Below are 24,291 nucleotides of genomic sequence, written 5' to 3' on the forward strand. Positions count from 1 at the left end.
CTACTTTCTAGTCTTTTTTATGAATTTCCGCATTGACCTTGGTTGGCAAGCCCCAAAGCTTGATGAAACCAACTGCTGCATCTTGATCAAAGGTATCTGCACTGGTATAGGTTGCTAAGTCTTCATCATAAAGGGAATTTGGCGATTTCCGAGCGACAACTTTAGCTGTTCCCTTATACAATTTCACTTTTGCTGTACCATTCACGACTGATTGAGTTGCTTGCAAATAAGCTTTCAAGGCCTGGGTTGCTGGATTGAACCACAAGCCATTGTAAATCAAGTTAGAGAGTTCATTTGAAACAATCGGTTTGAAATGCGATACTTCGCGCACCAAGGTCAAATCTTCAATTTCCTTGTGAGCTGTCAAGAGGGTAATAGCTCCTGGACACTCGTAAATTTCCCGTGACTTGATCCCAACTAGACGATTTTCCACATGGTCAATCCGGCCTACACCATGCTTACCAGCAATGACATTGAGTTTTTGGATGAGATTAGCAAGACTTAACTCTTCACCATTTACAGCAACGGGTACGCCCGCCTGAAACTCAATATCGACATACTCAGGAGTATCTGGTGCATTTTCTGGTGCAGTTGTAATACCAAAAGCATCTTCTGGCGCTTCATTCCATGGATTTTCTAAAACTCCGCACTCATTGGCACGGCCCCAAAGATTTTGGTCAACGGAATAAGGGCTATCCAAATCTGCTGGGACTGGTACACCATTTTCCTTGGCGAAGATGATTTCTTCTTCACGCGCCCATTTCCATTCCCGAACAGGGGCTACAACTTTCAAAGTTGGGTCCAGGGCTGCAATGGCTACCTCAAACCGCACCTGGTCATTTCCCTTACCAGTACAGCCGTGGGCGATAGTGGTTGCTCCTGTCTTATGAGCCATTTCCACCAACTTTTTGGAAATCAAGGGCCGACTGAGAGCTGATACCAGCGGATATTTTTGCTCATAATAGGCATGAGCTTGCAGGGCTGGTAGGACATATTCTTGGGCGAATTCTTCTTTTACATCCAATACATGGGACTCAATGGCACCAATGGACAGTGCTTTATCATGAATGAAGTCAAGATCTTTCCCCTCACCTACATCCATACAAACCGCAATCACATCATAGTCTTTTTTCAACCAAGCAATCGCAACTGAAGTATCAAGTCCACCAGAATAGGCTAAAATCAATTTTTCTTTTGTCATAAGCAATCTCATTTCTTTTTATTTTTATAAAACTTAGTGACTATTATAGTGTATATTTATACTTTTTGCAACATAAATATACAAAAAATTGAATTTTTTTTGTATATTTTCAATATTAATTTGAAAATAAGCAAATGAAAGAGGCGACTGACGTCAGCTTTCTAGCTCAGTAATCCTCCAATCATTCCAATACGCAAACACCCGCAAGATACTTGTCTAACACTTTCATATTTGCTATAATGAATAACCAATCTAGAAAAGGAGCAAAATATGGAAATCTGGAACGCCTACACAGCCGACGGTCAGCTGACCGACCACACTCTCACACGAGGAGAAGCCATTCCCAATGGCCTCTACCACCTGGTCGTCGAGTGCATCATCCGCCACCACGGCGGCAACACTCTCTTCATGAAACGCGACAGCACCAAGCCCTCCTACCCTGACTATTATGAAGCGACAGCAGGAGGTTCGGCTTTGTTTGGGGAAATAGCAGAGCAGGCCATTTTACGCGAAGTCCGCGAAGAGACAGGCATTGAACTGACAGCTAACCAACTACGCCACCATACACACTTTGTCGCCCATGATGACCAGTGCATTTTCCACTGCTACTGGGCCGAAACCAATTGGGACAAATCCACAATCCAACTCCAAGCCGACGAAACCAGCGACTACATCTGGATCCCACAAGAAAAGTTGAAAGATTTCCTGGAAACAGAACTAGTCATTCCAAGGCAGAAGGACTATGTGGAGAGATTGTTTTTAGAAAGCTAAAAGAGCCAGAGCAAGAATGAAACTCAGTAAAAGATGAGATAAAAAGTGACTGAGACGATTTTTTCCAAAAAGAACACGACCGCCTATCACTCTCACCCCGCAAGCCAATAATAAGCCTAATATAAATCCCAAAACTGTCTGCCAGCCCAATAAACTGAGCAGAACTGGGCAAGCATATAAAACCAGTAACCAGTTAGGAAGTTGCTTGCGATAAACCCAAGCAGATAGCGGTAATAGCCCCAAATAAAGCACAATCAACCATTTAACAACAATAATCATATAGAACTCCTTTCCCTATCAATTTATCATGAGGGGCTAAGCCCCTGTCAAGAGGACATTATGAAAACAGGACAAGTCATGCAACAATTTGGTATCAAACGGGATACGCTTCGTTTCTACACAGAACAAGGATTGCTACAACCGCAATTGATTGACGGCAATTACTTTTGGAGTGCCGAAGAAATCAACAACCTAGAAAATATACTAGGACTTCGCCAGTTAGGCCTATCTGTGAAAGCTATTATCCGTATCAAAGAACTTCACGACACAAAATGCGGCAGTCTCGAACAGCTAAAAGAAAACAAACAGGTCATACTGGATGAAATTGCCGACCGTGAAAAACAAATCCTCCTGCTCCAAGAACAGAAGGAAAATCTAGAAAATCTACTCCAGCAGATTGAGGAAAAATTACAGAATTTATAACAAAATCCCCGCCGTTCTGCGACAGCGGGGATACTTTTATTTCAATCCAGCAACTAGACTTGCAATATCAGCCGGTCGGGTTCGGCAACAACCTCCAACTACCTTGGCACCCAGTTCGTGCCATTCAAGTGTGTTGTCCAGAAGAGAATGGCTGTCGTCTGCTTTTTCCTTCCAAGTTTGAGTGGCTCCATCATAGACTTCTCCAGAATTTGGATAGGTCACAAATGGTTTATCCGTTTTTTCTCTCAACTGACTGAGAAAAGCTGGATAGAGCGAGGGAGGTGTACAGTTAAGACCAACCGCCAAAATCTGCTCACTGCTGTTGACCAGCTCTGCTATTTTTTCAATAGACGTTCCGTCAGAAATCGACTGACCGTCTTGTGAGGTGAAACTGATATAAGCTTCAGCCTCTGGAAAATCCTCTGCCAGCAACTCTACCAAGGCCTGTGCTTCAAGAACATTTGGGATGGTTTCCAAAGCCAAGAGCTCAGCCCCTTGTTCTAAGAGGAGTTCAATTCGACGGCGGTGAAAGTCTTTAAGTTCTGTCAAACTAATCGAGCCATAATCGCCTGTATATTCAGCACCGTTGGCCAAATAAGCCGCGTAGGGACCCACGTCACCTGAAATGAGAGGATAGCTTCGTTGTACTTCTTCAGCTTCAGACAATTCTGCCCACACCTCATCACGCGCTTCCTTGGCCAAATCAACGGTCAAACGAATGAGGTCCTCTGCTTCTGCTTGTGACAAACCAGCTTCCGCCAAACCTTCAAAAGTTGCCTGATAGGTTGATGTCGTGACCAAATCCGCACCTGCACGAATATAATCCTTGTGAATATCCTTGATTAGCTGAGGATTCTCCAAAAGATACTTAGCTGACCAGAGCTTGCCTGACACATCATACCCTCGAAACTCCAACTCTGTTCCGAGAGCACCGTGCAAAATGATATATTCCTTTTGTTCTAATAGTTCTTTAAAACGACCCATACTCGAACCCTCCTACCACTTTTTAAAGCGGATATAGTGATAAATATAGCAGCCAATCATGAAAGGAACACCAAAGTAGAGACCGGCACGCTGAGAAGGATCCCAGCCAATCCCGATGATGGAAATAACCAGCAAAATAACCGTAATCCACGGCAAAGTCGGTGAAAATGGTGTCTTATATTCCAATTCATCTACACTATGAGTTTTCAAAAATTCACGACGGAAACCGATTTGTGCCAAAGGGATTGCCAACCAAGCGATGACAACCGCAAAACCAGCGATAGAAACCAGGGCCAGGAAGATTGTATCTTCTGCATAAATTGATGCAATCAAAGCGATAACAACACCAATCATGGATAAAATCATGCCCCGCATTGGAACACCGTGTTTATTAATTTTTACCAATTCCTTGCTAATCATGCCTTCATTTGCCAAGGACCAAAGCATACGGCTTGAAGCGTATAGCCCTGATGTAGAGGCCGATAAAATAGCCGTCAAGATGATAAAGTTCATAATATCTGCAGCGTAAGGAAAACCGATTTTATCCAATACAAGTACGAATGGCGCTTCTGTCACACCTGCTTCTGACATAGGAAGTAGAGCTGCCAAAACAACGATGGTCAAGACAAAGAAAATGACCAAGAGACCGATTGTCGATTTAATGGCCTGCGGTACGGCTTTCTTAGGATTGTCTGTTTCTCCAGCGGCAATTCCGATCATTTCCACACCTGAAAAGGCATAGTTAACCGACAACATAACTGAAATCAACCCAACTAGGCCGTTAGGAAGTAAGCCTTGGGCTGTAATATTAGTAAAGAGCGGCGCAGCATTGGTCCCCTCAAATGGCAAAATACCAAAAATAGCTAAAGTCCCAAGCACGATAAAGGCTGCTATGGCATAGACCTTGATAGACGAGAGCGCATCTTCTGCCTTGGCAAACCAGCCAACTGATAAGGTGTTCAAGCCAAAGACAATCACTGCAAAAATCGTCGCAAAAACCCAAATTGGCACACTAGGAAACCAGCGTTGCATGAGCTGGGCTGCTCCGACGAACTGAGAAGCTAGAGCGACTACCCAACAAAGCCAATACATCCAGGCCACCATAAAACCAGTACCCGAACTGATGAACTTGGTGGCATAGGTGTGAAAAGAACCTGTGACTGGCATGGCTACCGAAAGCTCACCAAGTGAGAACATGACCAGATAGACCATGATAGCTCCAAATAGGTAGGCTGCAACAGCTCCAAAAGGCCCAGCCTGTGCAATGGTATAGCCTGAACTCAAGAACAAACCTGTCCCGATAACCCCACCGATAGACAACATCTGCAAATGACGGCTGTTCATTTCACGGTTAAAGGTACCCTGATCTTCAAAATTATGATTTTCCATAAACTCTCCTAAATACTAGTGATTTATTTATGATACCACAGATTTTCAGAAAATCGTTATACCGTTTTCAATGCGAGTGTTATAGTAATAAGTTATAACAAAATCCCCGCCGTCACAGGACAACGGGGATTATTTATCTTACAAACTCTTCAACATATTCTCAATATGCTGGATAGATTTTTCACGGCCGAGCAGGTAAATGGTGTTTGGCAACTCTGGTCCGTGCATTTCGCCTGAAACGGCGATACGGATTGGCATGAAGAGGTTTTTGCCCTTGATGCCTGTTTCTTTTTGAACAGCCTTGATTTGCGGGAAGATATTATCTGGTTGGAAATCTTCGTCCGTCATGGCTTCCAATTTTTCCTTGAGGGCATTGAGGACTGTCGGAACAGTCTCACCTGCCATGACTTCTTTTTCCTCATCCGTCAATTCTGGGAAATCAGAGAAGAAAAGGTCTGTCAAACCAACGATTTCATCCGCAGATGACATCTGTGGCTTGTAAAGTTCCACCAATTTCTCTGCCTTGTCTGTCAAGCGACCCGCTTCTTCCAAGAATGGTTTGGCAAGGGTAAAAATGGTCTCCAAATCAGCATTTTTGATGTACTCATTGCTCATCCAGTCCATTTTCTTCTGGTCAAAGGCAGCTGGTGACTTGCTGAGTCTATTTTCATCAAAGAGTTGGATAAATTGCTCACGGGAGAAGATTTCCTCTTCACCACCCGGGTTCCAACCCAAAAGACCGATAAAGTTGAAAACAGCCTCAGGCATGTAACCTTTACGACGGTAATCTTCTATGAACTGAAGGGTGTTAGTATCACGTTTAGACAACTTTTTACCAGTTTCAGAGTTGATAATCAAGGTCATGTGACCAAATTCTGGCGCTTCCCAACCAAGTGCTTCATAGACCATGAGCTGCTTGGGTGTATTGGCAATGTGGTCGTCCCCACGGATAACGTGCGAGATTTTCATCAAATGATCATCAATGACCACGGCAAAGTTGTAGGTTGGGTAACCGTCACGTTTCTGGATAACCCAGTCACCACCGATGTTCCCACCTTCGAACTCGATTTCGCCCTTAACCATGTCATTCCACTTGTAGATACCAGCTTCGTTAACAACCAAGCGAACAGTTGGAACAATGCCAGCCGCCTCACGCTCTGAGATGTAGGCTGCTTTTTCATCTTCAGACATGCCCAGGTATTCGTTGATGTAGCGAGGTGTTTCGCCCGCAGCTTCCTGACGCTCACGCTCCGCCGCCAACTCTTCTTCTGTCACGTAAGACTTGTAGGCCTTGCCTGAAGCCAAGAGCTGATCAACATACTTCTGGTAAATGTCCAAACGCTCAGACTGGCGGTATTGCTCATGGGTTTCTGGACTTTCATCCCAATCAATGCCCAACCAACGCAGGTTTTCCAGCTGAGAACGCTCGCCGTCTTCTACGTGGCGTTTGCGGTCTGTGTCCTCGATGCGAATAAGGAAAGTACCGCCATGATGACGGGCAAAAAGATAGTTAAACAATGCTGTACGAGCATTTCCGATATGCAAAAGTCCTGTTGGACTTGGTGCGTAACGCACGCGAATTGGTTTAGTCATGTTTCTCTCCTGTAAAATTTTCATACTCAATGAAAATCGAATTCAGACTAGGCGACGTAGAAGCAGATAGAACTGAAGTTCATCAAGTCAAGTCAACGACGCCTGAATTTGATTTTCGAAGAGTAGCAATCAAGAACATTATAGCATAGATAGACCTAAGATAACATAAAAATCAGCCTAGTTGGGCTGATTTTGAGGTGTTTTTTGGTTGCGTGCCAGCCAGTAGAGGACGTATAGGACCAAGATGCCAGTTGCCGTTAGGAAAAGTCCGCTAATCTGATCGACAGCCAATACCAAGACCAAACCTGAAACCAATAGTCGAGTAAAGGCTTGGCCTAGCATAAAATAGGTTGATACCGCTCCGCCGATAGTTGCTAACTGCTCCTCTGGCATAGAATTGACAAACTTAGCGTTAAACTTAGGTCCACTAGCTCCCGAACTAATCCCCATTGTAGTAAGGAAGAAAATAATTGGCAGTTGATGTAGCAACATTCCGACAAACACGCCAAGAAGAGAGAAAGTGGCTGCCACTTCAAGCGTCACCATGCTGGTCTTTTTGAAGAGGCTAAAGACCAAGGTCGATCCCAAGATATTGCCAACAAAGAAGATCAGGATGGTCAGGGCAAGGGTTGTTTCAACATTAAGGAAGACGAGGCCTGGGTCTTCGCTAATCAAGAGCACCAAAATAGGATAGAGAATAGCTCCGCAGGCGTTGATAAGAGGGTTGGTAATCAAGACCAGGCGGAACTCGGGTATCTTGCGCAGCTCCACGATGGCTTGCTTGAAAGAAGCTAGAATGCCCGGTCCCTTGGTTTTTTGCTCAGTCTGGCTCGGCTGCTCTGCTATTTTCAAAGGCTGCTCCGTCAGGAGTTTGCGAAAGACTGGCGTCAGTAGCTGCATGATGAGGAGGGAGGCTAAAAAGGTGCCAGCGTTGAGAAAGGCCAGGTTTTGGTAGGAGAGGAGGCCGACCAAGAGGGCAGAGAGGGCCTGAAAGGCGATGTTGAGGAGGCTGGTCACGGTCTGGCGAAAGGCCGAGTACTGCTCCCGCTCTTCCTTGGGTGCTACGCGTAATCCCAGAGGTGTATAGAGGCCGTTTTCATAGAAGCCAGCGAAGTCTGCAAAGACATTGAAGCTTGCGGCCACCACGACAATCCAAAGGGCTGGCTCAAAGCCCATGCAGAAGCCGAGGATGAGGTAGAGAAGAACACGAAAGAGCAGGGTCAACTTAATGGTACCGATTTTGTTGACCGTCTTGTCTGCCAGATAGCCTGTAAAGAGTCCCATAAAGCTAGGGAAGATTTCCGAGAAGGTCACAATCGCCAGAGCCAGACGGCTGTTGGGCACCAGCAAAACATAGTTCATCAAGGCCAGATAATAGACCACATCGCCAAAATTGGACAACATATCCGCAGTCAGTACCCATAGGTAAGTAGCATTTTTCAAAATCTTTCTCATGATAATCCCTTTCTTTTGACCAATTTCCAGAATATTCCGACTTTTTATTCTACAGAGGAGCCTGAATAGACTGCTCTCTGTTCACTCTAGGTGTAATAGATATTCAAAGTGGAGAAGGCCATATCTCCTGTGATATGTAGCATCTTTTCTCCCATACCAGTTGCATAGTTATTGACAGCAGACATGGAACTATCTAGCTCCACGACCGCCTGCCAATTTGCCGGCAGATAAAGATCAACCGATGAGAAGGCCGCATCGATATGAAATTCAGCCTTATCTCCCAGAATAATCGCCTGATCAAAGTAAACTGTACTAGAGCCGAAGGCTACTTCCACACTATCATGGAGAAAATTATCGTCATGAATATAGCGAGTTGAAGAGCCAAAAGCCGTTTCCCGTCCCTTGTCGCCAATCACCCCTGTGACAAAACTTTTTGTATCGACCATATTCTTGCTCCGCCTAGGTTTTATCAATAACTTCAACCCTGCACAAGCTAGTATCGATCCTAGAATTACTGTCCAGGTATCAATGTCCACCCAGTCAAAGTGGTTGTTCAAAATAATAAAGACCAAAGTTCCCCACACAAAGCTTGTAACTAACTGTCTTCTAATTATTGCTTTTAGGAGAAGATAACTCCAACCGACTACCAGTGCCAATTTCCAAAGAGGGAGCTCAATAGCCGGCAAGTAGTCTTGAAACAAGACCAATCCTGCCAAGACCAGCAGGGCAATCCCTAAACCATATTTTTTCATCTTTCTACCTCACTTCTCGTAACTTTTCTTTTAATAAATGATAATAATGCCGCGACACGTGGACTTCCTTGTGGGTCTGATAGAAGGAAATCCGACTAGTTCCTGAAAAGGATTTGTCCAGCGAATAAACGGCCTTGCTATTTGCAATGGTTGACTTGGAAACCCGACAAAAGTAGATTGGCAAGTATTCTTCCAGCTCATAGAGCTTCATCTTGACCTCATAGGCATCGTCGGCTGTATGGGCATAAATTTTGGTCCCATCCGTTTCAAAGAAAAGTATGTCACCCAATGAAAGAAAATACTCACTACTCCCCTTGTAAAAGACAAGCGAGGGACGGCTAACTTGTTGCAGAGCCCGCTGAATCTGTTCAATCTCTGGTCCCAGCTGACTGGTTCGGATAACAACTTCAACCTGATCTAAGCTGTCATCAAATTCAATCCTAACTTTCATAGCTCCCTCCTTTTTGATAGCTCTATTATACCAATTCCAACCACAATTACAAGGGCATTTCAGTAAGTGGTAAAATTAGACAGGTAAGTGGTAAACATTCATCATTAAAAGTCGCTAGAATTCAAGTATCTATTTCTCCATCTTTTCAGAGACAGTTCACCTCTAACAGATTACTTTTTATACTCAATGAAAATCAAAAACAGACTAGCTCCAAAGGTTTGGGGAACCTTTGGAGCTTGGAGATAGAGCGAACGTAGTTCGTTTCTACTCAGCAGATAGAACCCTGTTACTATTTTGTTTCAAGGTAACAGGCTGGGAGTGGGAAAGAACTCGACCAAGATAAAAAGAGTTCGTCTTCCCACCCCCGCACAGCTCAAACTGTCTGGGAGACAGTTTGAGGTTGGAGATGAAGCGAACTCTGTTCGCATCAGTCGTAATGGCCAGATTTGAAGTGCAAAACACGAATTGCTGAGATTTGCTTCGCAAATCCTATCTCCAACCTTTAACAGTCCACTGGACTGTTAAACCCAATCAACCACTGCGCTGAGATGTTGCCACGAACTCTGAGTAGTGGTCCTGGGCTTCTTTCCCACTCCCACTCATCAAATCAAGTCAACGACATCTGATTTTGATTTTCGAAGAGTATTAGTCAATAAGGTGACAAAACGATAAAGAATATAGCATAATAAGAGCCAGCCAAATATCGTTATACAAAAGACGAAGCTGAATGAGTGTTGTTGGTACTGCTTCATTTCTTCTTGACTTGTCTGTTTTGATTGAGCATCTTCCTCAGCTACATCCGGCTGACGATAGGCGTTAACCAACAAGCGATAGTCAAAAGGAGGAACTAACGGATCACACGTCAACAGCGTTAACATATCTTGATTTTCAACAGGCAATAATTTTTGCCAATCGGTCGCCTTTATCACTTCTGTATTTTTGACCAAATATGTCAGTGTTGTCCCACCGATTTCAATAAAAATCTTATCTCCTTCTTTTAGCTCCGTTAAACGGAAAAAACGAAGATCTGTATACCAACTACGATGACCTGCAATGACACTTCGGTGCCCCATACCACCAATAGGTAAATCTGTTCCAATAATAGAAGCCACCCCATCATTTAAATGCTGGCTAGTCGCTCCGATATAAATTGGCTGGCGAATTTCAATACTTGGAATGCTTAGATAACCAATCACACCGTCTTCCAAATTAGGAACAACAACAGAATGACTATCCGAACTATTCTTTTCTGCAAAAGGGTCAATTGTTGGGATATCTCCGCTATTGATTTGTTCTTCATAAGTATCAATTGCCGCTTTTTGCTCTGCTGAGAATGATGTTGAACGACTTTGGTAGGACTGATAGTGTCGATAGGTTTGAAACTCATGCAAGGACATATTCGTCAATAAGACTAACGGCAGTAATAAGCCAATCAGCATGAGAATGTAGCCAATTTTTTTCATCATTTCACTTTTACCTTCCGATTCTTCTTCCTACTGCGAAGATAGAGGATAGCAACAATCACTAGTATAATCAGTAAAGCTATTAAGTAGGATAGCGTTAGCATATCCAAAAAGAATACTGGTTTTTCCTCTTTGGCAACTTCAGGCTCGTAAGGAACACGGTGGCCACGTACCAACAAACGATGGCTGTTGATCATATACGGTGTACAGGTCAATAAAGTAGCATAGTCTTTTCCAGCCTGTACCAAGACAGGATCGAAGTCACTCGGCTCAACAACTAAGATTTGATCCACCTCATAAGCTAGTGTTTCTGCTATGTTATGAATGTAAAACTGATCCCCGACTTTGAGACGATCGAGATTGGTAAACAGGGAAGCATTGGGCAAACCACGATGGGCTGTTATGACAGTGTGAGTACTTTCACCACCAACCGGCAATGACGACCCCTCTAAGTGTCCGGCCCCTTTTTGTAATACATATTCAGTTGTCCCAGCATAAATGGGAATCCGCTCATTGATTTTTGGAATTTCCACAAAACCAATTTTTTCCTTAACCTCAAGCATGCGTGCATATTCTGCAACTCCAGCTTTTTCTTCCTCTGTGTAGGGATCTTGCAGCTTGCGAGGGTCCAATGTCTGGTTATAGGCCCTAGCATGTTCCAATCTTTTTAAAACTTCCTCACTCGGTAACTGTTTGGCTTGTTCATAAAACGACTGAATTTCACGATCAGAATCATAGCGATAGTAAAACTGTGAAATCCAAGGATACAGTGTCACTATTAAACCAAAGAGAAATAGGAGTTTCAGGAGTATGGATTGTTTGGATTTCCCCTTTTTCGTTTTATGTTGTGAGCGTTTTATCATTCTCAAACTTCTCTACCTGCTTTTTCTTTTTCCGTCTTCTTGTAAATAAGATAATCAACAAAATAATCACCAACATTCCCAAAGCATACAGAAGATAACGGATAAGAATACGCTTCTCTGCATTTTCAGCTGCTTTAAGATGGTCTTCCGCAACGTAAGGAATACGATGACCACGAACCAATAAACGGTGTGTATTTACCATATAAGGTGTACAAGTTAATAACGTCGCATAATCCTGCCCAGGTTTTATCAAAAGTTCGTCAAACTGAGTTGGCTCAACAACCAATATTTGGTCTACTTTATAAGCTAACGTTTCTGCAATATTGTGAATATAGAAAGTATCGCCGATTTTTACCTTGGTTAAGTCCGTAAATAGGCGAGCTTTCGGCAAACCTGTATGAGCAGTTAAGACTGTATGCGTATCACTTCCCCCAACCGGTAAAGAAGTTCCTTCTAGGTGACCGACACCTTTTTGTAACACGGTTTCAGAGGTTCCTGCATAAATAGGTATTTTTACATCAATTTTTGGAATTTCAACATATCCCATTTTCTCATGCAATTCCAACATTCGTGCATACTCCGCCCGTCCAGCTTCATGACGTGATTTGGTATAGGGGTCTTCAGAGACCACATTATTCAAGCTTTCATTAAAAGCTCGAGCCAAATCCATCCGTTCTTGAACCTCTTTGGTCGTTAAGTTTTGTTTTTCTTGGTCGAAAGAAGTCGTTAGTTGATCAGCCTCGTACCGATAATAAAAATTGGAAATATGTGGATAGAGTAAAATCCCCAGTCCGATTAAAAATACTAGATAAAATGGGAGGTTACTCTTCTTTTTTTTCTTTGTCACTTTATCTGACTTTTTTTGTATTTGATTCTTATTTTTTTTCATGGCTTTTCTACATTTTTTGTTATGATGCCACTGCAAGCATCTTGCATCGTCTTTCCTTCAACTTTGTGAACACACGTTGAATCTTCTAGAGTTTTTTCAGTCTATACTCAACGAAAACCCAAACCGAAGACAAAGACTTGTTGATAAGTTCTTGACAACGGATACTGTTGATTTTCGAGGAGTATAGTCCTTTAGTTCACTTTTAGTACTAGATAACGAGCCGCAGGCATAACTGGAGTTAGACAAAGCGAGTCAACGAAGTAATAAAAGAAAAACTAAATGACGATATAAGACTGTTTCTCACCCTATATTATACCACAAACCACCTCGCATAGTATGGGCAAGGCCTCTCCTTTAAACCGAAAAAATCCCATTGCCACAGATTCAACCTGACAATGAGATTTTTTCTTTATTCTTAGTCTGTCAGGCACTATCGTTTCGTATAAGTAACCAAACGATAGCCCAGCAAGAAGAGGATAATGCCTAGCGATAAAACCGCTATGACCACCGCATTCCCCGTATATGGAATCTCAATACCGGGCGGTGTGATGGGCTTGTTCTTGATTTTTACAATCTCAGAAACATGGGAATCCGAGCTAATCTCAAACGGTATCGTATCGTGAGACAGAAGATACCCTGTAGGCGCCTGCACCTCCTTTAGGTAATAACGACCATAAGGAAGAGGACCTACTTGAAAACGACCATCTGAGCCTGAAGTGACATGATAAGAATTGCCGTCGATATTCACTTCCTTCAGTTCTCCATTCACTTCCTCAAGGACTACAAACTCTGCCCCTGATAAGGGAGCGGTGCTTGTTGAGACCTTCAGAAAGGTTTTACTGCCGGTTTCCTTGCTTGGTCTTCTGACTTTTGCCTCAATCTTCAACACACTTCCATCTACCTTCATGACGAATGGAATGACTTCGAGTTTTGTAGGAGTCCCTACTTGTCGAACGTAATACCATCCCTTAGCCAAGCCCTGAAAGCTGGCTTGACCATCTGAAGTGAGAGCCTGTGAGGAAATTGGCTCACCATAGTGCTGTGTTAATTCTGACCGACTTTTTTCATATAAAGTATCTGCCAACTGTCCAGAAGAGGCTGGCTCTTCTGCAGCAATATACCAAGCCTCCAAGCCGGTTGACACTTGACTGGCATCTATTCCGTCTGGAAGAGGAATATGAACCTGAACATCAAAGGAGTCTTGTGCTTGGAGTGAAAGTGAGGGCAGTGAACATACACATATAACTGCTATAAAACAACAGACTAGCTGTCTAAGTCTTCTCATCTGTCCCTCCTTTTCAAATGATATTATGCTTCTTCAGATTGGCGTTTTTTCATTGCGATGAAGGCGAATACCATCGCACTCAAACCGACAACGGTGAAGACAAGTGTACCGATACCACCCGTTTGTGGGATGGTTACTTTCTTGTTGACAACGCGTTGATGTTCTGAAATTGGTGTGTCACTAGCAGTTGTCCAACTTCCTTGTTTAACTTCAAAAGTAATTGGTGTGGTTGACAGTGCATAGCCATCTGGTGCCTTGGTTTCGACAAGGCTGTAGCTACCTGCCGCAAGTCCTTTCACCTCAAACTTACCATCTTCTGACGAGATGAACTTAAAGGCTTTATTCTCTTCTTGAACCCATTCCCATTGCATGTTCATGGCTTCGTATGCAGCGTTACGAAGTCTTTTCAAGTTTTCAAGTTCAGCTACTTGCTTATTTTTAACAGCATCGACATAATTTTTTTCTGCTGTCTTATAAGCCTCAATTTCCCGTTCTTGTGCATCCGCTCCTTTCAAAGCTAGGAAGCGACCAGCACCGTTTTTCACCACAAATTCTGCCCCAGTCAGTTTTTTAGTAGTATTCACATCAGTGGCATCATCTGTTTTCACAAAACGTTTACCGTGCGTAATCACATTTGGCTCGTCTGGTTCAAGTGGATTTGGGTTAGGGTTTTTATTGTTGGTTACGTTGATAGTTCCCTCAGTATTAGGTTCAGCTTTGTAGGTTGGAATATAGCCCTCAACAGGTTGTTCTACAGCAATATACTGTACACCTTTCTTAATTCCTTCTGTAATCTCCCCTTCTGTTTGACCTGCTTGGATAGTAATTTGTCCAACTTTTACACCGGTCTCTTTTTCATAGATATCAAATATTGATTGTTTATTATTTGTATTATCTCCCCATACTTTTTTCACTTTAACCTTAAACTTGCCATCCTCTTCTTTCGGTGTAACTGGTTTTGGTTCTGTCTCAGTGAAGGTACGTGGGCGGTTACCATAATGGAAGGTCACTTGGTTAGGGATTTCTGCATCAACTATTGCAGAATCATTTAATGTCGCTTTATAATTTAATGTAATTGTTATAGCTTGCGTTTTTGCAACCTCTTCAATAGCTGCTAACCCAGCTTCGTTCAATTTCAATAAGAAACCACGTTTATCTTGAGTTAAAGTATAATGATTATTTACTTCAAGTTTTTTATCTTCTCCTAATTGTTCAGAAGTAATTGTCAAAGAGTTTGTCACAAAGTCCAATCCTGCGACCATCAAATCTTCCCAGACAATCGTCTTATAAGAAGAACCTTTTGGAATTTCTGTCGTAATTTTGTATGGAATCTCTTCACCAATTTCAACATTTTTTAGCATCTCTTCAGTGTCTGCGAATTTCTTGGTCACTGTCGGTTTATCTTCTGTGTTTTTTGGATAGACATGGAGGGGGTTGCGGTCATTATCAAAATAGCCTGTTCCATCTGGTTTCGTTACTGGTAACTCTAATTTAAACGGAACAGCTTTTGCTTCGGTCAATTCACTACCCTTGGTATCACCTTCTTGTTTATTATAATATGGTGAGTGTTCTTTGTCTTCTACAAAGATGTAGATGCCGTTTTCAAGGACAACTTCTGCACCTGTGTTTTCTACGGTAGTAATACTAGCTTTATTTGAGTCTGTATGTAACTTATATTTTTTTGTATCTGAATTTGGTGCAGAATCCTCCAAGCCAAGTAAGCTATTACCAGTTACTACACCTTCTCCATTTTCAGTATCTGCAACTTGTTTATAGACTTTAAAGGTTACTCCGCCTATATCTTTAGCACTACTACCAAAATAATCAGTAATTGTGCCAATCCGATTACCATTGTAGCCATCTTTTTTGGCTTCGTGATCAAAATCAGCGAACTGTTCCTTATTCAATAAAATTTTATGAACAAAAACTTTCGTTTGCTGCGGTTGTGCATCATCAGCATGTACCAGATGGCGAATATTTCCCAATGGACCTAGGATTGTCACTAAGACGGTCAAGAGGGAAAATAATTTCGTTAGTTTTTTCATGAACATTCTCCTATTTTTTTAGTTGTGTTTCCATTAGGGGTTATAGACTGTTTTTGCGACGTCGCTCAACGGCTAAAGCTACTAACATCATCACCCCCCCTAATGCAATATATGGGATTGCACCCATTCCACCTGCTTGCGGATATTCTCCTTTGCGGAGGTTTTTCACGATAATCAGGTGTGTATCCGTACCGTCCAGACTGACAAGGTCGCCTCCATCGTGGATGGTGATGGCTCCGTCTGTTCCGACATCGATACGGTATTCTTTTTGAATGAGTTGATAGCCGTCTGGGGCTATGGTTTCTTTGAGGATATAGGTTTTTCCTAAATCCAAATTCTCAAAGCTGACGTCATCTCCTGTCGTCGCCGTTTGCTTGACAATCGGGATAGCGTCTGCCTTGTTTGCTTCCTTCAACTCGAAGGTGGCTTCCAAGCGTTGAGTGCTATCTCTGTAATCACGTTTAGCGAGTTTGAAATAGCTGGTTTGTTTGGTATTCTTCATGGTGAAGAGTACAATATTGTTCCCATCTGCTCTTTCCGCTAGCGTCACCGTGTCGTCTCCATTATGCAGGAAGGTCGTGCCATCATGGTTTATCTGGAAGCGATATTTTTTGGTGTTTACTTGATAACCTGTCGGAGCAGTGGTCTCTTGTAAAATGTAGTAACCAAAGCTGAGCGGGGTTTCAAAGACACCGTTTGTGGTGACACCACTCGCTACCACTTCTTCCTCCACACCATTATTATCTGCATCTCGATAGATGGTAAACCGTGCGCCATCCAGTAGATGATTTTCATCACCGCTGTCGGTTTTTTGGAGTTTAAAGGTAAATTGTTTAAAGTTTTTTATGGTGAGTTCGATGGTATTGCCTTGAGAAGCGTCAACGCTGACCATATTGGTATCTGCGGTAATCAGTCTCAAGGTACCATTTGCTTGAATTTCAAACTTAATATCTTGTAATTCTGAGACTGGTCTATAACCACCGGTCGGAACGACTGTCTCTTTCAAGATATAGATGCCGACTGGCAAGTTTGAGAAGGTAATACTGTTATCAGCATTGCTGGTAGTGCCTTTCATACCGACACCATCAATGACTACAGGTCGATTATCCTCTGTAAAGAGTTCAAATCGAGCGTTCAATCCAGTCGCTGGATTATGGTAGTCCCGTTTCTTCACTTTGATGCTACGACGTTCATTTTTAACGGTAATCGTTGTTGAGCGATCCGTCGCATCAATGTCACCGATAGCAAAGTTGTCATCTCCATTATCTGTCGTTACGCTACCATCTTCTGCAACCACCAGCTTGTACTTTTTACCGTTGGTAACATAACCTGTTGGTGATTGGCTTTCTTGGAGATAGTAGGTTCCTGCATCTGTAACAGTAAATTCAAGAATACCTTGGCTATTTGTTGTCTTTTCATCCCCTATCTGGGTTGTTTGGTCAGAAGCAAAGAGCTTGAACTTGGCTCCTGCGAGAAGCGTTTGTTTGGTCTTGTCTATTTTCTTAACCTTGATTTTCTTCTCAAACTCATTTTTAAGGACGATAGACAAACGGTTATCCTTGGTTGTAGTCCCCACTAGGTTTGCAGGGGCATCCACCCCAAGTACAATCTGATTGGAAGCATTAACAGTAAATGTAAATGCTTCTAACTGTTTGTAACCACCTGGAGCACTCATTTCTTCCAATCTATAGCGCCCCTGTGGAAGCAAGAAGACTGCATCTACATCAGCTCGTGTCGTCCATTCTACTGTCTTAGCAGTCGAGTTAGCAACACCACTATAATGATTTTGATGCCATGTCACATCTTTAAAGTTTGGAGCAGGTGTTTGATCCAGTGCAGTTATTTTCAATCGAACGCCTGCCAGACTGATACCTGTCGCCTTTTTCAGTTTTTGAACGCTCATCTCAAGGAATGGAACGTTTTTTACAGTCAGGCGGATTTCTCGATTTTCATCTGCATTGCTGGTCGTCAAGAGTTCTGCTGGTCCTTCAAGAACGGTTAGAGTTCCATTGGCAGCAATCTGTACCTTAATATCCGTAATTCCATTGTAATTGCTTGGTGTCCGTACCTCTTTGAGGACATAAACACCAGGATTGAGATTACGGAAGACAAGGTTCTCACCAGACGACGTCGTATTTCCGGCATCGACACGACTACCATTTTCACGATAAAGTTCAAAACGGGCATCCAGTCCAGCATTTGTCGTCAAGTCTTTCTTGATGACTTTAAAGTTATAGCTTTTTTGCGTATTTTTTACTTTAATGCTAATAGCATTCGCAAGAACTCCGCTAACAGCTGGTAAATCTGTTACGCTGACCGAATTCGTTTGACTTAAAACTCTAAAACGTGTCACAGCTTTTTGTTGGGTCACGTCATAGGCTCGTGTGGTTTCCTCCAATTCCAGCAAGACTGGGGCAGTCAAGCCATCATAGCCTTCTGGTGCCTGCGCTTCCACAAGAACATATTTGCCCAGAGCTGTCGCAGTTAACCTAGTCATGCTACTTTGACCTGTAAAGGTCAAGGTTTGCACAAGATTGCTGTCATTAAGAGTAACACTTGATACAGTATCTGCTGTTGTACTATCGTCAACTTTGTAGAGCTTAAAGATGACAGGTTTTGAGATTTGGGTGTTATTGCTATCTACTTTCTCAATTTTGAACTCTGGATTCTCGATGTTCCCAATTTTAATAATATTGGCTGTATCATTACTTCCACCTGCGTCAATCGTTTGGGTAGCATCTCGAACACTTACCTGCAGGTCTCTGATTCCCAACCATCTACCTGTTCCTGTCTGTAGATTTCGTACACGAATGTATCGTGCATAGATATCTACCGATTGAGTAAGGTCAAGCGTTGTGAAATCACCGAGTGATTGGTAGGTGATGCCATCTGATGAATACTCAAGGGTATAGCTATCCATCTTGTCACGGTCACTACCGTCTGTGGCATTTTTACCTTGCGCAAAGAGGATTTGCGTCACGCGTTGAACCGAACCTAAATCTACTCCCCACCATTGACCCTCATTCAAGGTTGAACTTGGAAGTTGGTACAAGGCTCCAGTTGTCAAAGTACCGTCTAGCGCCTTATCTTCTGTGCTAGAACCATGGGTTGCGGCTGCTGCAATTTCAGCTGACTTGATGACACGTAAACCAGTCGCAAGGTGACTACTAGTGTCTGAATTAGGATAGAAGCGCACACTGCCATCTCTATCAACATGAATCGTGTACGTTTCTGTCGATTTGATGTAGCCAGATGGGGCTTGGGTTTCTGTCAGAGTATAGACCCCAGGTTGAAGGTTGTCAAAGACAAAGTCTTGGTTAGCAACTTGCTGTTTGACGATGGTGACGTTTGGATCATCATTCTTGGTCAACGTAAAGGTCATTTGCCCAGTGATAAGATTGGTCATATCACTAATCCCTTTGACACGCTTGCTAACTTTGAATTTTCCGAGTGGATAGTTCTTTACTTTTATCGTAATCGTATCTGGTGAGCTCGTCGTCACGTCAATACCTTCAAGATAATCACTAGATACTTCCACTACACCATCTGCCCGAATGGTAAATGGTACCAAACCTGATAAGCCGATATAACCAGACGGAGTTGTTTCTTCTTTGATGTAGTATGTTCCTGGGGCAAAGTTTTTAGGGAAACTTACTTCTCCATTGGTAAAGTTTGAAATTTGTCCCTCAATGACATGCCCTTGGCTATCAGTGATACCGATGCGGGTCTGCACAGTTACTTTTTGTCCAGTCAGTGCATCTACTTTCTGCACTTTCACCTTATAAGTTGGAGGGCGGTTAGTGATTTGACTGCCTCCTGATGCAAAGGTAATCGCACCTGTGTCAGAAACGGTGAATCGAGCGGCAGCTGTGGTTAGCTTCCTATAACCTGATGGTGCGCTGGTTTCCCAGAGTTCATAGGTTGTCCCACCTTGCAGGTGGTCTACTCGGAGTTTTCCTTGTGCATTTGAGGTCAACCCTGTCAACACTCGTTTGTAGCCTGTTTGGGTCATCTGACGAAGTTCAAACACTGCATCAGCGAGTGGCTGACCTTGCTCGTTTACCTTGGTAAACTCGGTACTGAAGTCCTCATCCACAACATTGATGCTAAAGTTACCGTTGACAACTTCGATGGCTCCTGTCTGAGTATTGCCAGTATCTGTTAACTTACGTATTTTCAGCTCTCCATTCTCTTCATAGACTTCAATGTCAATCGGAGAAATAGCTTTATAACCTGCTGGAGCTTTTGTTTCCGTCAAGGTATAAGTCCCTTTTGTGAGGTTGGCAAATATAAACTGACTCGCTGGAAGGGTATTTCCGATGGTGATGTCATAGTTTCCACCATTTTTGCTCTTAAGTCTGAAGACCGCACCTTTTAGTGGCTGGCTTTCACCAAGCTCAAACTTATTGATTTGGAGTGTAGTTGGCTTGGTATTGACAACTTCTGTTGGACTATTGACATCGTATTGTTTGCCATCAATGGTAATGTTTTGACTATTGGTGATGACAATCTTGTGCTCTGTCGGGTCTAAGATATAGCCAGATGGCGCTTGCGTTTCTCTAAAGGTGTAAGTACCGGCAGCTATCTCTGAAAACTGAATATTCCCATCATCATCAGAAACTGCAGTTCGATACGGCTCAGTCCCTCTATACAGTGTTAAAACTGCACCTGCTAGTGGACGTTTTTGACCATTTTCATTCGTAACTTTTTTCAATTTCAGGCTATACCAATCTACAGGATAAGCACCACCTCGCGAGGCTGTATCTCCTTCACGACGATAAATATTTCTTGTTCTTCCGTTGCCCAGAACTGGATTTCTATACTTAACACTCATACCATTATAGTACAGTCCGTTCGTTTGGTACTTTTTCCTCTCCGTCAGTCGAACTACAATTGCCTTATTGGCCGTATTCCCATCATGGTAAAATTCAATTGTGTGAGTACTAGTAAAATTATCAAATGCAGCATTGGAATTTCTTTCGCTATAAACCTTTACCGATATACCTATACTATTGTCTGGTAAACCATAATGATGGACATTTCCATTTTGTGAAGTCCCTTTATAACCTAACTTCACCAAACTATCCTTGGAATAGGACATAGCCTTGGTACCATCTGCAATATAGATTTCGATAGACTGAGGAATACTACTTGATACGTTCCCATTAGGATATAGTTCTAAACCTGGATGTAAAAAATCCCAAAACTTTCGACTATCCCCGCTAGCGCTACCTATATTTGCGCCAACTGCATTATAGACCAGTTCCCAAGTAAACGTATCGGCAGTCTGGCTATATTGGTATTTATTCATTCCTCCAAACCTAGACAGTCCTCCTTCACTACCATCAGTGTTTGTAGCATCTAAAGTCCCATTTGTCTGTACCGTTTTTTCGCAATTCATCCCACTTCCATTGTAAGTGGATTTGAAATTCAGCTGCTTACTAACATATGTCTGATTACGAGTAGCCGTAGTGTACCACTCTGGAAGATTTGGGATGACCCCTGTTTTATAGAGTTCGTTCGTTGCTCTGTTGTTAATTTTTATCACATTACTGGTTGGTGCACCAATCTCAAACCAACCATAATAATCCTGTACAGAATAAGCATCTGCTGTCAATACAAAACGAAGTAAGTTATCTTTTTCATGATATACATTAGCTATCATCTTACCATTTGCAGATACAGTGGTCCATACATTATTAGGATTGGCAACATGACTCAACTTTAACTCTGGTGGCAGTTCTAACGTAAATGAGTCCCCTGCACGCGCAAAAGCAGGTATTTTCAAGTTCACTCTCATCGAACCATCAAAACCGCCCCAAATAGTAGAACCTGACTGATACATAACGTAATTGATACTGACAGGGTCTATACTGGTTACTCCATAGTTTCCACAAGTACCCGTTGGAAATATCGGTGTCGTTGTATTGTCTTTTTTATTTGTAAAGAGATAGGTAAGAGTGTCCCAGTCTGTCTGTCTGCTAGAAAGAATGTAGCCTGATGGGACAGCTTCGGTTATTTCATAGTATATCCTCTTTTTAGTCGCTGTGCTTCCTGTACCAGAAAACTTGTCAACATTAGCAATCGTAACTTGTTTCGTATTTGCGCTAATTGTTGCCGTGCGATTGGTTAAACTTCCACCATTTGCCGTAAAGGTCACATCGACCTTATCACTACCAGTCTCCCAGTTTTTCTGTATGGTAATATCACCTTTCAGGGCTTCTAGTTGTGCTCCTGAAATAGTATGGTTAGCTTTCTCGTTTGTGACATTCGTTATCGTCTTGACTAGAGCAATAGCACCTGGCGGAACATCCGTAACTGTAATTTGATTATTTGTCGGTGTTACAACAGTTGCAGAACTTTCTATGTAGCTACCTGTAGCAGTCGGTGTATAGATATAAACCTTGTTCTCATGAACCGCCTGTGAATTGTCTAAAGCGACATCAAATGTGAAGGTTTGAGCTTCTGACGTATCATTCAACCGTGAGCTTGTCCATTCGATGACCTTGTCATTGCCATCACTATACTTCCCAATCGTACGATTGACATTTGAAGTATTGACCGTATCAACTTTTAAGTCTCCTAAAGGACCTCCGTCATTTCCAGCTGGAAGTGTGATGGTATCTGCTGTTGATAAGGTACGCGTTTCAGCTTGACTTAAGGTAACAGAGGTATCATTATAGGTCAGTTTACTTCCCTTTGGTGCGTCAACCGTTACTTCTGAGCGATAATCCAAACTATAGTTATCACTTGGAATCACTACAGGAGTTTCAATCGTATAGACGTATGTTCCATTTTCAACTGGTAAGTTATCTGTTGCAGACTTGAAGTTATCTGAGCTACCATAGTAGGTCGTATTGGTTGTTATCGGAGTGCCATTTTTTTTGACTGAGGTAATTCGTGGTTCTCCTAGACCTGAGTCCATTGTGGTGGAGAAGGCATTTCTAATAGAGGTGATATTGCTATTAGCGCCCCCTACCGTAGTCGTATACTCCCAGATGATTTTTGTGGTATTAGTAGCTGAGTCAACCACTACTTCCTTTTTCTTCAAGACACCATCTTGTGCATAACTCTGATAGAAACCTGGGGTTGAAATTGTGATTGGCTTGAAGATGTACTTGAAGATAGACTCTTCACGTGTATAAGTAGTTGTTGTTCCATCTGGGTTTGTAACAGTTGTTGTGGTCGAATTAGAAGTTGCTTCTGTGACAGCTCTCCTGCTCCGAGAAGAACGGCTAATACCAACATTCTGTCGTTCCGATGCATTCTTTTCAGTATTGGTAACACCAACTGTCTTGGTTGTTTCTGCCTCTGTCAGTTCCACCGTTTCAATCTGTTCAGCGATTGTATAATCTGAATTGGAAGTGAGTTGCTTTATCGTGTAAGACCCCAGTGCGATATTTTCAAAGGTCACATTTCCGTTTAAGTCCGTCGTCCCTTTCATCGTTTGCTCTGGATGGTCTACCAATGAGATCTCAAACTCACTTTCGGTCAAGGGCACCTGAGGGTCTGGATTATTCTCTTCGTATGCTCTCAGTTGAATGGTAATACTACCGGGACCTCTAGGAATCTCAGTTGATGCATTAATTTCCGTTGTCTCTTGGTTGGTAAATACAGATTGATTTTCTTTAAGGATTGTCAGATAGTGCTCATTGGTCACTGCGACCATTTCCCCAGTCTGAACCTCGGAAACCTTTTTGAAAACAAAGATATGCTCCTCAAATCGCTTACTACTGTCACTTGGGTCTGTAATTAAAGCAACAGAGCGATTGGCATTCGGTTTGATTCTTAAAGAATAGTACCCTTCACCATAAACAGGCAACTGTTCTAATCCTTTCGCAAGGGAATCGTCCGTTTCTTCAGTTTCTGTAGTAGCTTTTCTGTCATCTTCATTATAAGTCTCATCTCGGTAGAAACCTTCAGGAAGTATGTCCTGCCCTTGGTCATTTTGACCCAAAGCCAGACCGCTTTGCAGAATCAAGGTTAATCCTTGCTCATCTATTACTCCTTCCGCAACTTTAAGTTTAACAGCTAATTGTTCGGAATTCGTTTGTTCCTTATCAATGGTGAGCGATAACTTAGTGGTATCCTCTTGATAAGATTTTAAGTATGTATCGCGTATCATTGCTTCTTCCGAAGTCGTTTCTGATAAGGCGATAGCTGTTGTCGTTATAGAGTCTATGACTAACAAAGCAAGTAGAAACTTGCTTACTACTTTTACCCACGATTTCAACTTTTTTCTCTCTCTCTCCTCGTAAAAATAGAAAAAAATTACCCCCCCCTTAAATATTTAAGGAGAGGTAATTTCCTTAAATATTTAAGAAGAGGTAATTTCCTTATCCAGTTTACCAGTATAACATACCTATTTAGAAAGTTCAAGCAAAATTTCTGGAAGTACACGTCATACGCATGAAAAATTTCAGTGCTAAATTCCCAAAGTAAGTTCTA

At 42.5% G+C, this 24,291-nt stretch carries 16 protein-coding genes; 2 read left to right on the forward strand and 14 right to left on the reverse strand.

Going from position 1 to position 24,291, the window contains the following annotated elements:
* Positions 1 to 7 precede the first annotated feature (7 nt).
* Complete coding sequence (locus tag PHA78_RS11455) at positions 8 to 1,201, reverse strand: argininosuccinate synthase (RefSeq protein WP_024377972.1); 1,194 nt, start codon at positions 1,199 to 1,201, stop codon at positions 8 to 10.
* Positions 1,202 to 1,471: 270 nt separating this feature from the next.
* On the opposite strand from PHA78_RS11455, the gene PHA78_RS11460 reads away from it, so the two are divergent.
* A complete protein-coding gene (locus tag PHA78_RS11460; protein ID WP_272158205.1) occupies positions 1,472 to 1,972 on the forward strand; it encodes an NUDIX hydrolase in 501 nt (166 codons plus the stop codon).
* Here PHA78_RS11460 and PHA78_RS11465 read toward each other — a convergent pair.
* Positions 1,961 to 2,251 (reverse strand): hypothetical protein, encoded by a 291-nt coding sequence (locus PHA78_RS11465; protein WP_044773382.1) that lies wholly within the window; start codon positions 2,249 to 2,251, stop codon positions 1,961 to 1,963. The two genes, PHA78_RS11460 and PHA78_RS11465, sit on opposite strands and share 12 nt — an antisense overlap.
* 60 nt (positions 2,252 to 2,311) lie before the next feature.
* On the opposite strand from PHA78_RS11465, the gene PHA78_RS11470 reads away from it, so the two are divergent.
* Positions 2,312 to 2,674, forward strand: a complete 363-nt coding sequence (locus PHA78_RS11470; RefSeq protein ID WP_272158206.1) for a MerR family transcriptional regulator — start codon at positions 2,312 to 2,314, stop codon at positions 2,672 to 2,674.
* A gap of 36 nt (positions 2,675 to 2,710) precedes the next feature.
* Here PHA78_RS11470 and mmuM read toward each other — a convergent pair whose 3' ends face one another.
* The 12 genes from mmuM to PHA78_RS11530 all read right to left on the reverse strand — a co-directional run bounded on the left by mmuM (position 2,711) and on the right by PHA78_RS11530 (position 24,076).
* A complete protein-coding gene (mmuM, locus tag PHA78_RS11475; RefSeq protein ID WP_272158207.1) occupies positions 2,711 to 3,658 on the reverse strand; it encodes a homocysteine S-methyltransferase in 948 nt (315 codons plus the stop codon).
* Between the two features lie 12 nt (positions 3,659 to 3,670).
* Positions 3,671 to 5,047, reverse strand: a complete 1,377-nt coding sequence (locus PHA78_RS11480; protein ID WP_272158208.1) for an amino acid permease — start codon at positions 5,045 to 5,047, stop codon at positions 3,671 to 3,673.
* Positions 5,048 to 5,185: 138 nt separating this feature from the next.
* A complete protein-coding gene (gltX, locus tag PHA78_RS11485) occupies positions 5,186 to 6,640 on the reverse strand; it encodes a glutamate--tRNA ligase (RefSeq protein WP_099779839.1) in 1,455 nt (484 codons plus the stop codon).
* 177 nt (positions 6,641 to 6,817) lie between these two features.
* Positions 6,818 to 8,095 (reverse strand): MFS transporter, encoded by a 1,278-nt coding sequence (locus tag PHA78_RS11490; RefSeq protein ID WP_272158209.1) that lies wholly within the window; start codon positions 8,093 to 8,095, stop codon positions 6,818 to 6,820.
* Between the two features lie 86 nt (positions 8,096 to 8,181).
* Positions 8,182 to 8,847, reverse strand: coding sequence for a hypothetical protein (locus tag PHA78_RS11495; protein WP_099780037.1), 666 nt, complete (start codon positions 8,845 to 8,847; stop codon positions 8,182 to 8,184).
* 4 nt (positions 8,848 to 8,851) lie between these two features.
* Positions 8,852 to 9,298 carry a LytTR family DNA-binding domain-containing protein gene (locus PHA78_RS11500; protein WP_029175499.1) on the reverse strand — a complete coding sequence of 149 codons (447 nt, stop codon included), beginning with the start codon at positions 9,296 to 9,298 and terminating at the stop codon, positions 8,852 to 8,854.
* Positions 9,299 to 9,900: 602 nt separating this feature from the next.
* Complete coding sequence (locus PHA78_RS11505; protein WP_162841100.1) at positions 9,901 to 10,764, reverse strand: class C sortase; 864 nt, start codon at positions 10,762 to 10,764, stop codon at positions 9,901 to 9,903.
* On the reverse strand, positions 10,761 to 11,624 hold the full coding sequence (locus PHA78_RS11510; protein WP_099780039.1) for a class C sortase: 864 nt from the start codon (positions 11,622 to 11,624) through the stop codon (positions 10,761 to 10,763). Before PHA78_RS11510 ends, PHA78_RS11505 begins: the two co-directional genes overlap by 4 nt.
* Positions 11,602 to 12,513, reverse strand: coding sequence for a class C sortase (locus PHA78_RS11515; RefSeq protein ID WP_024377983.1), 912 nt, complete (start codon positions 12,511 to 12,513; stop codon positions 11,602 to 11,604). The genes PHA78_RS11510 and PHA78_RS11515 overlap by 23 nt, the downstream gene beginning before the upstream one ends.
* A gap of 430 nt (positions 12,514 to 12,943) precedes the next feature.
* Positions 12,944 to 13,798, reverse strand: coding sequence for an MSCRAMM family protein (locus PHA78_RS11520; protein WP_099780040.1), 855 nt, complete (start codon positions 13,796 to 13,798; stop codon positions 12,944 to 12,946).
* Between the two features lie 23 nt (positions 13,799 to 13,821).
* Positions 13,822 to 15,843: a SpaH/EbpB family LPXTG-anchored major pilin gene (locus PHA78_RS11525; protein ID WP_161498224.1), complete on the reverse strand. Its 2,022-nt coding sequence runs from the start codon at positions 15,841 to 15,843 to the stop codon at positions 13,822 to 13,824.
* 40 nt (positions 15,844 to 15,883) lie between these two features.
* Positions 15,884 to 24,076 (reverse strand): SpaA isopeptide-forming pilin-related protein, encoded by an 8,193-nt coding sequence (locus PHA78_RS11530; RefSeq protein ID WP_238146144.1) that lies wholly within the window; start codon positions 24,074 to 24,076, stop codon positions 15,884 to 15,886.
* Between the last annotated feature and the right edge of the window lie 215 nt (positions 24,077 to 24,291).

This window comes from Streptococcus sp. HN38 (assembly GCF_028335765.1).
Taxonomy (GTDB): Bacteria; Bacillota; Bacilli; order Lactobacillales; family Streptococcaceae; genus Streptococcus; species Streptococcus suis_P.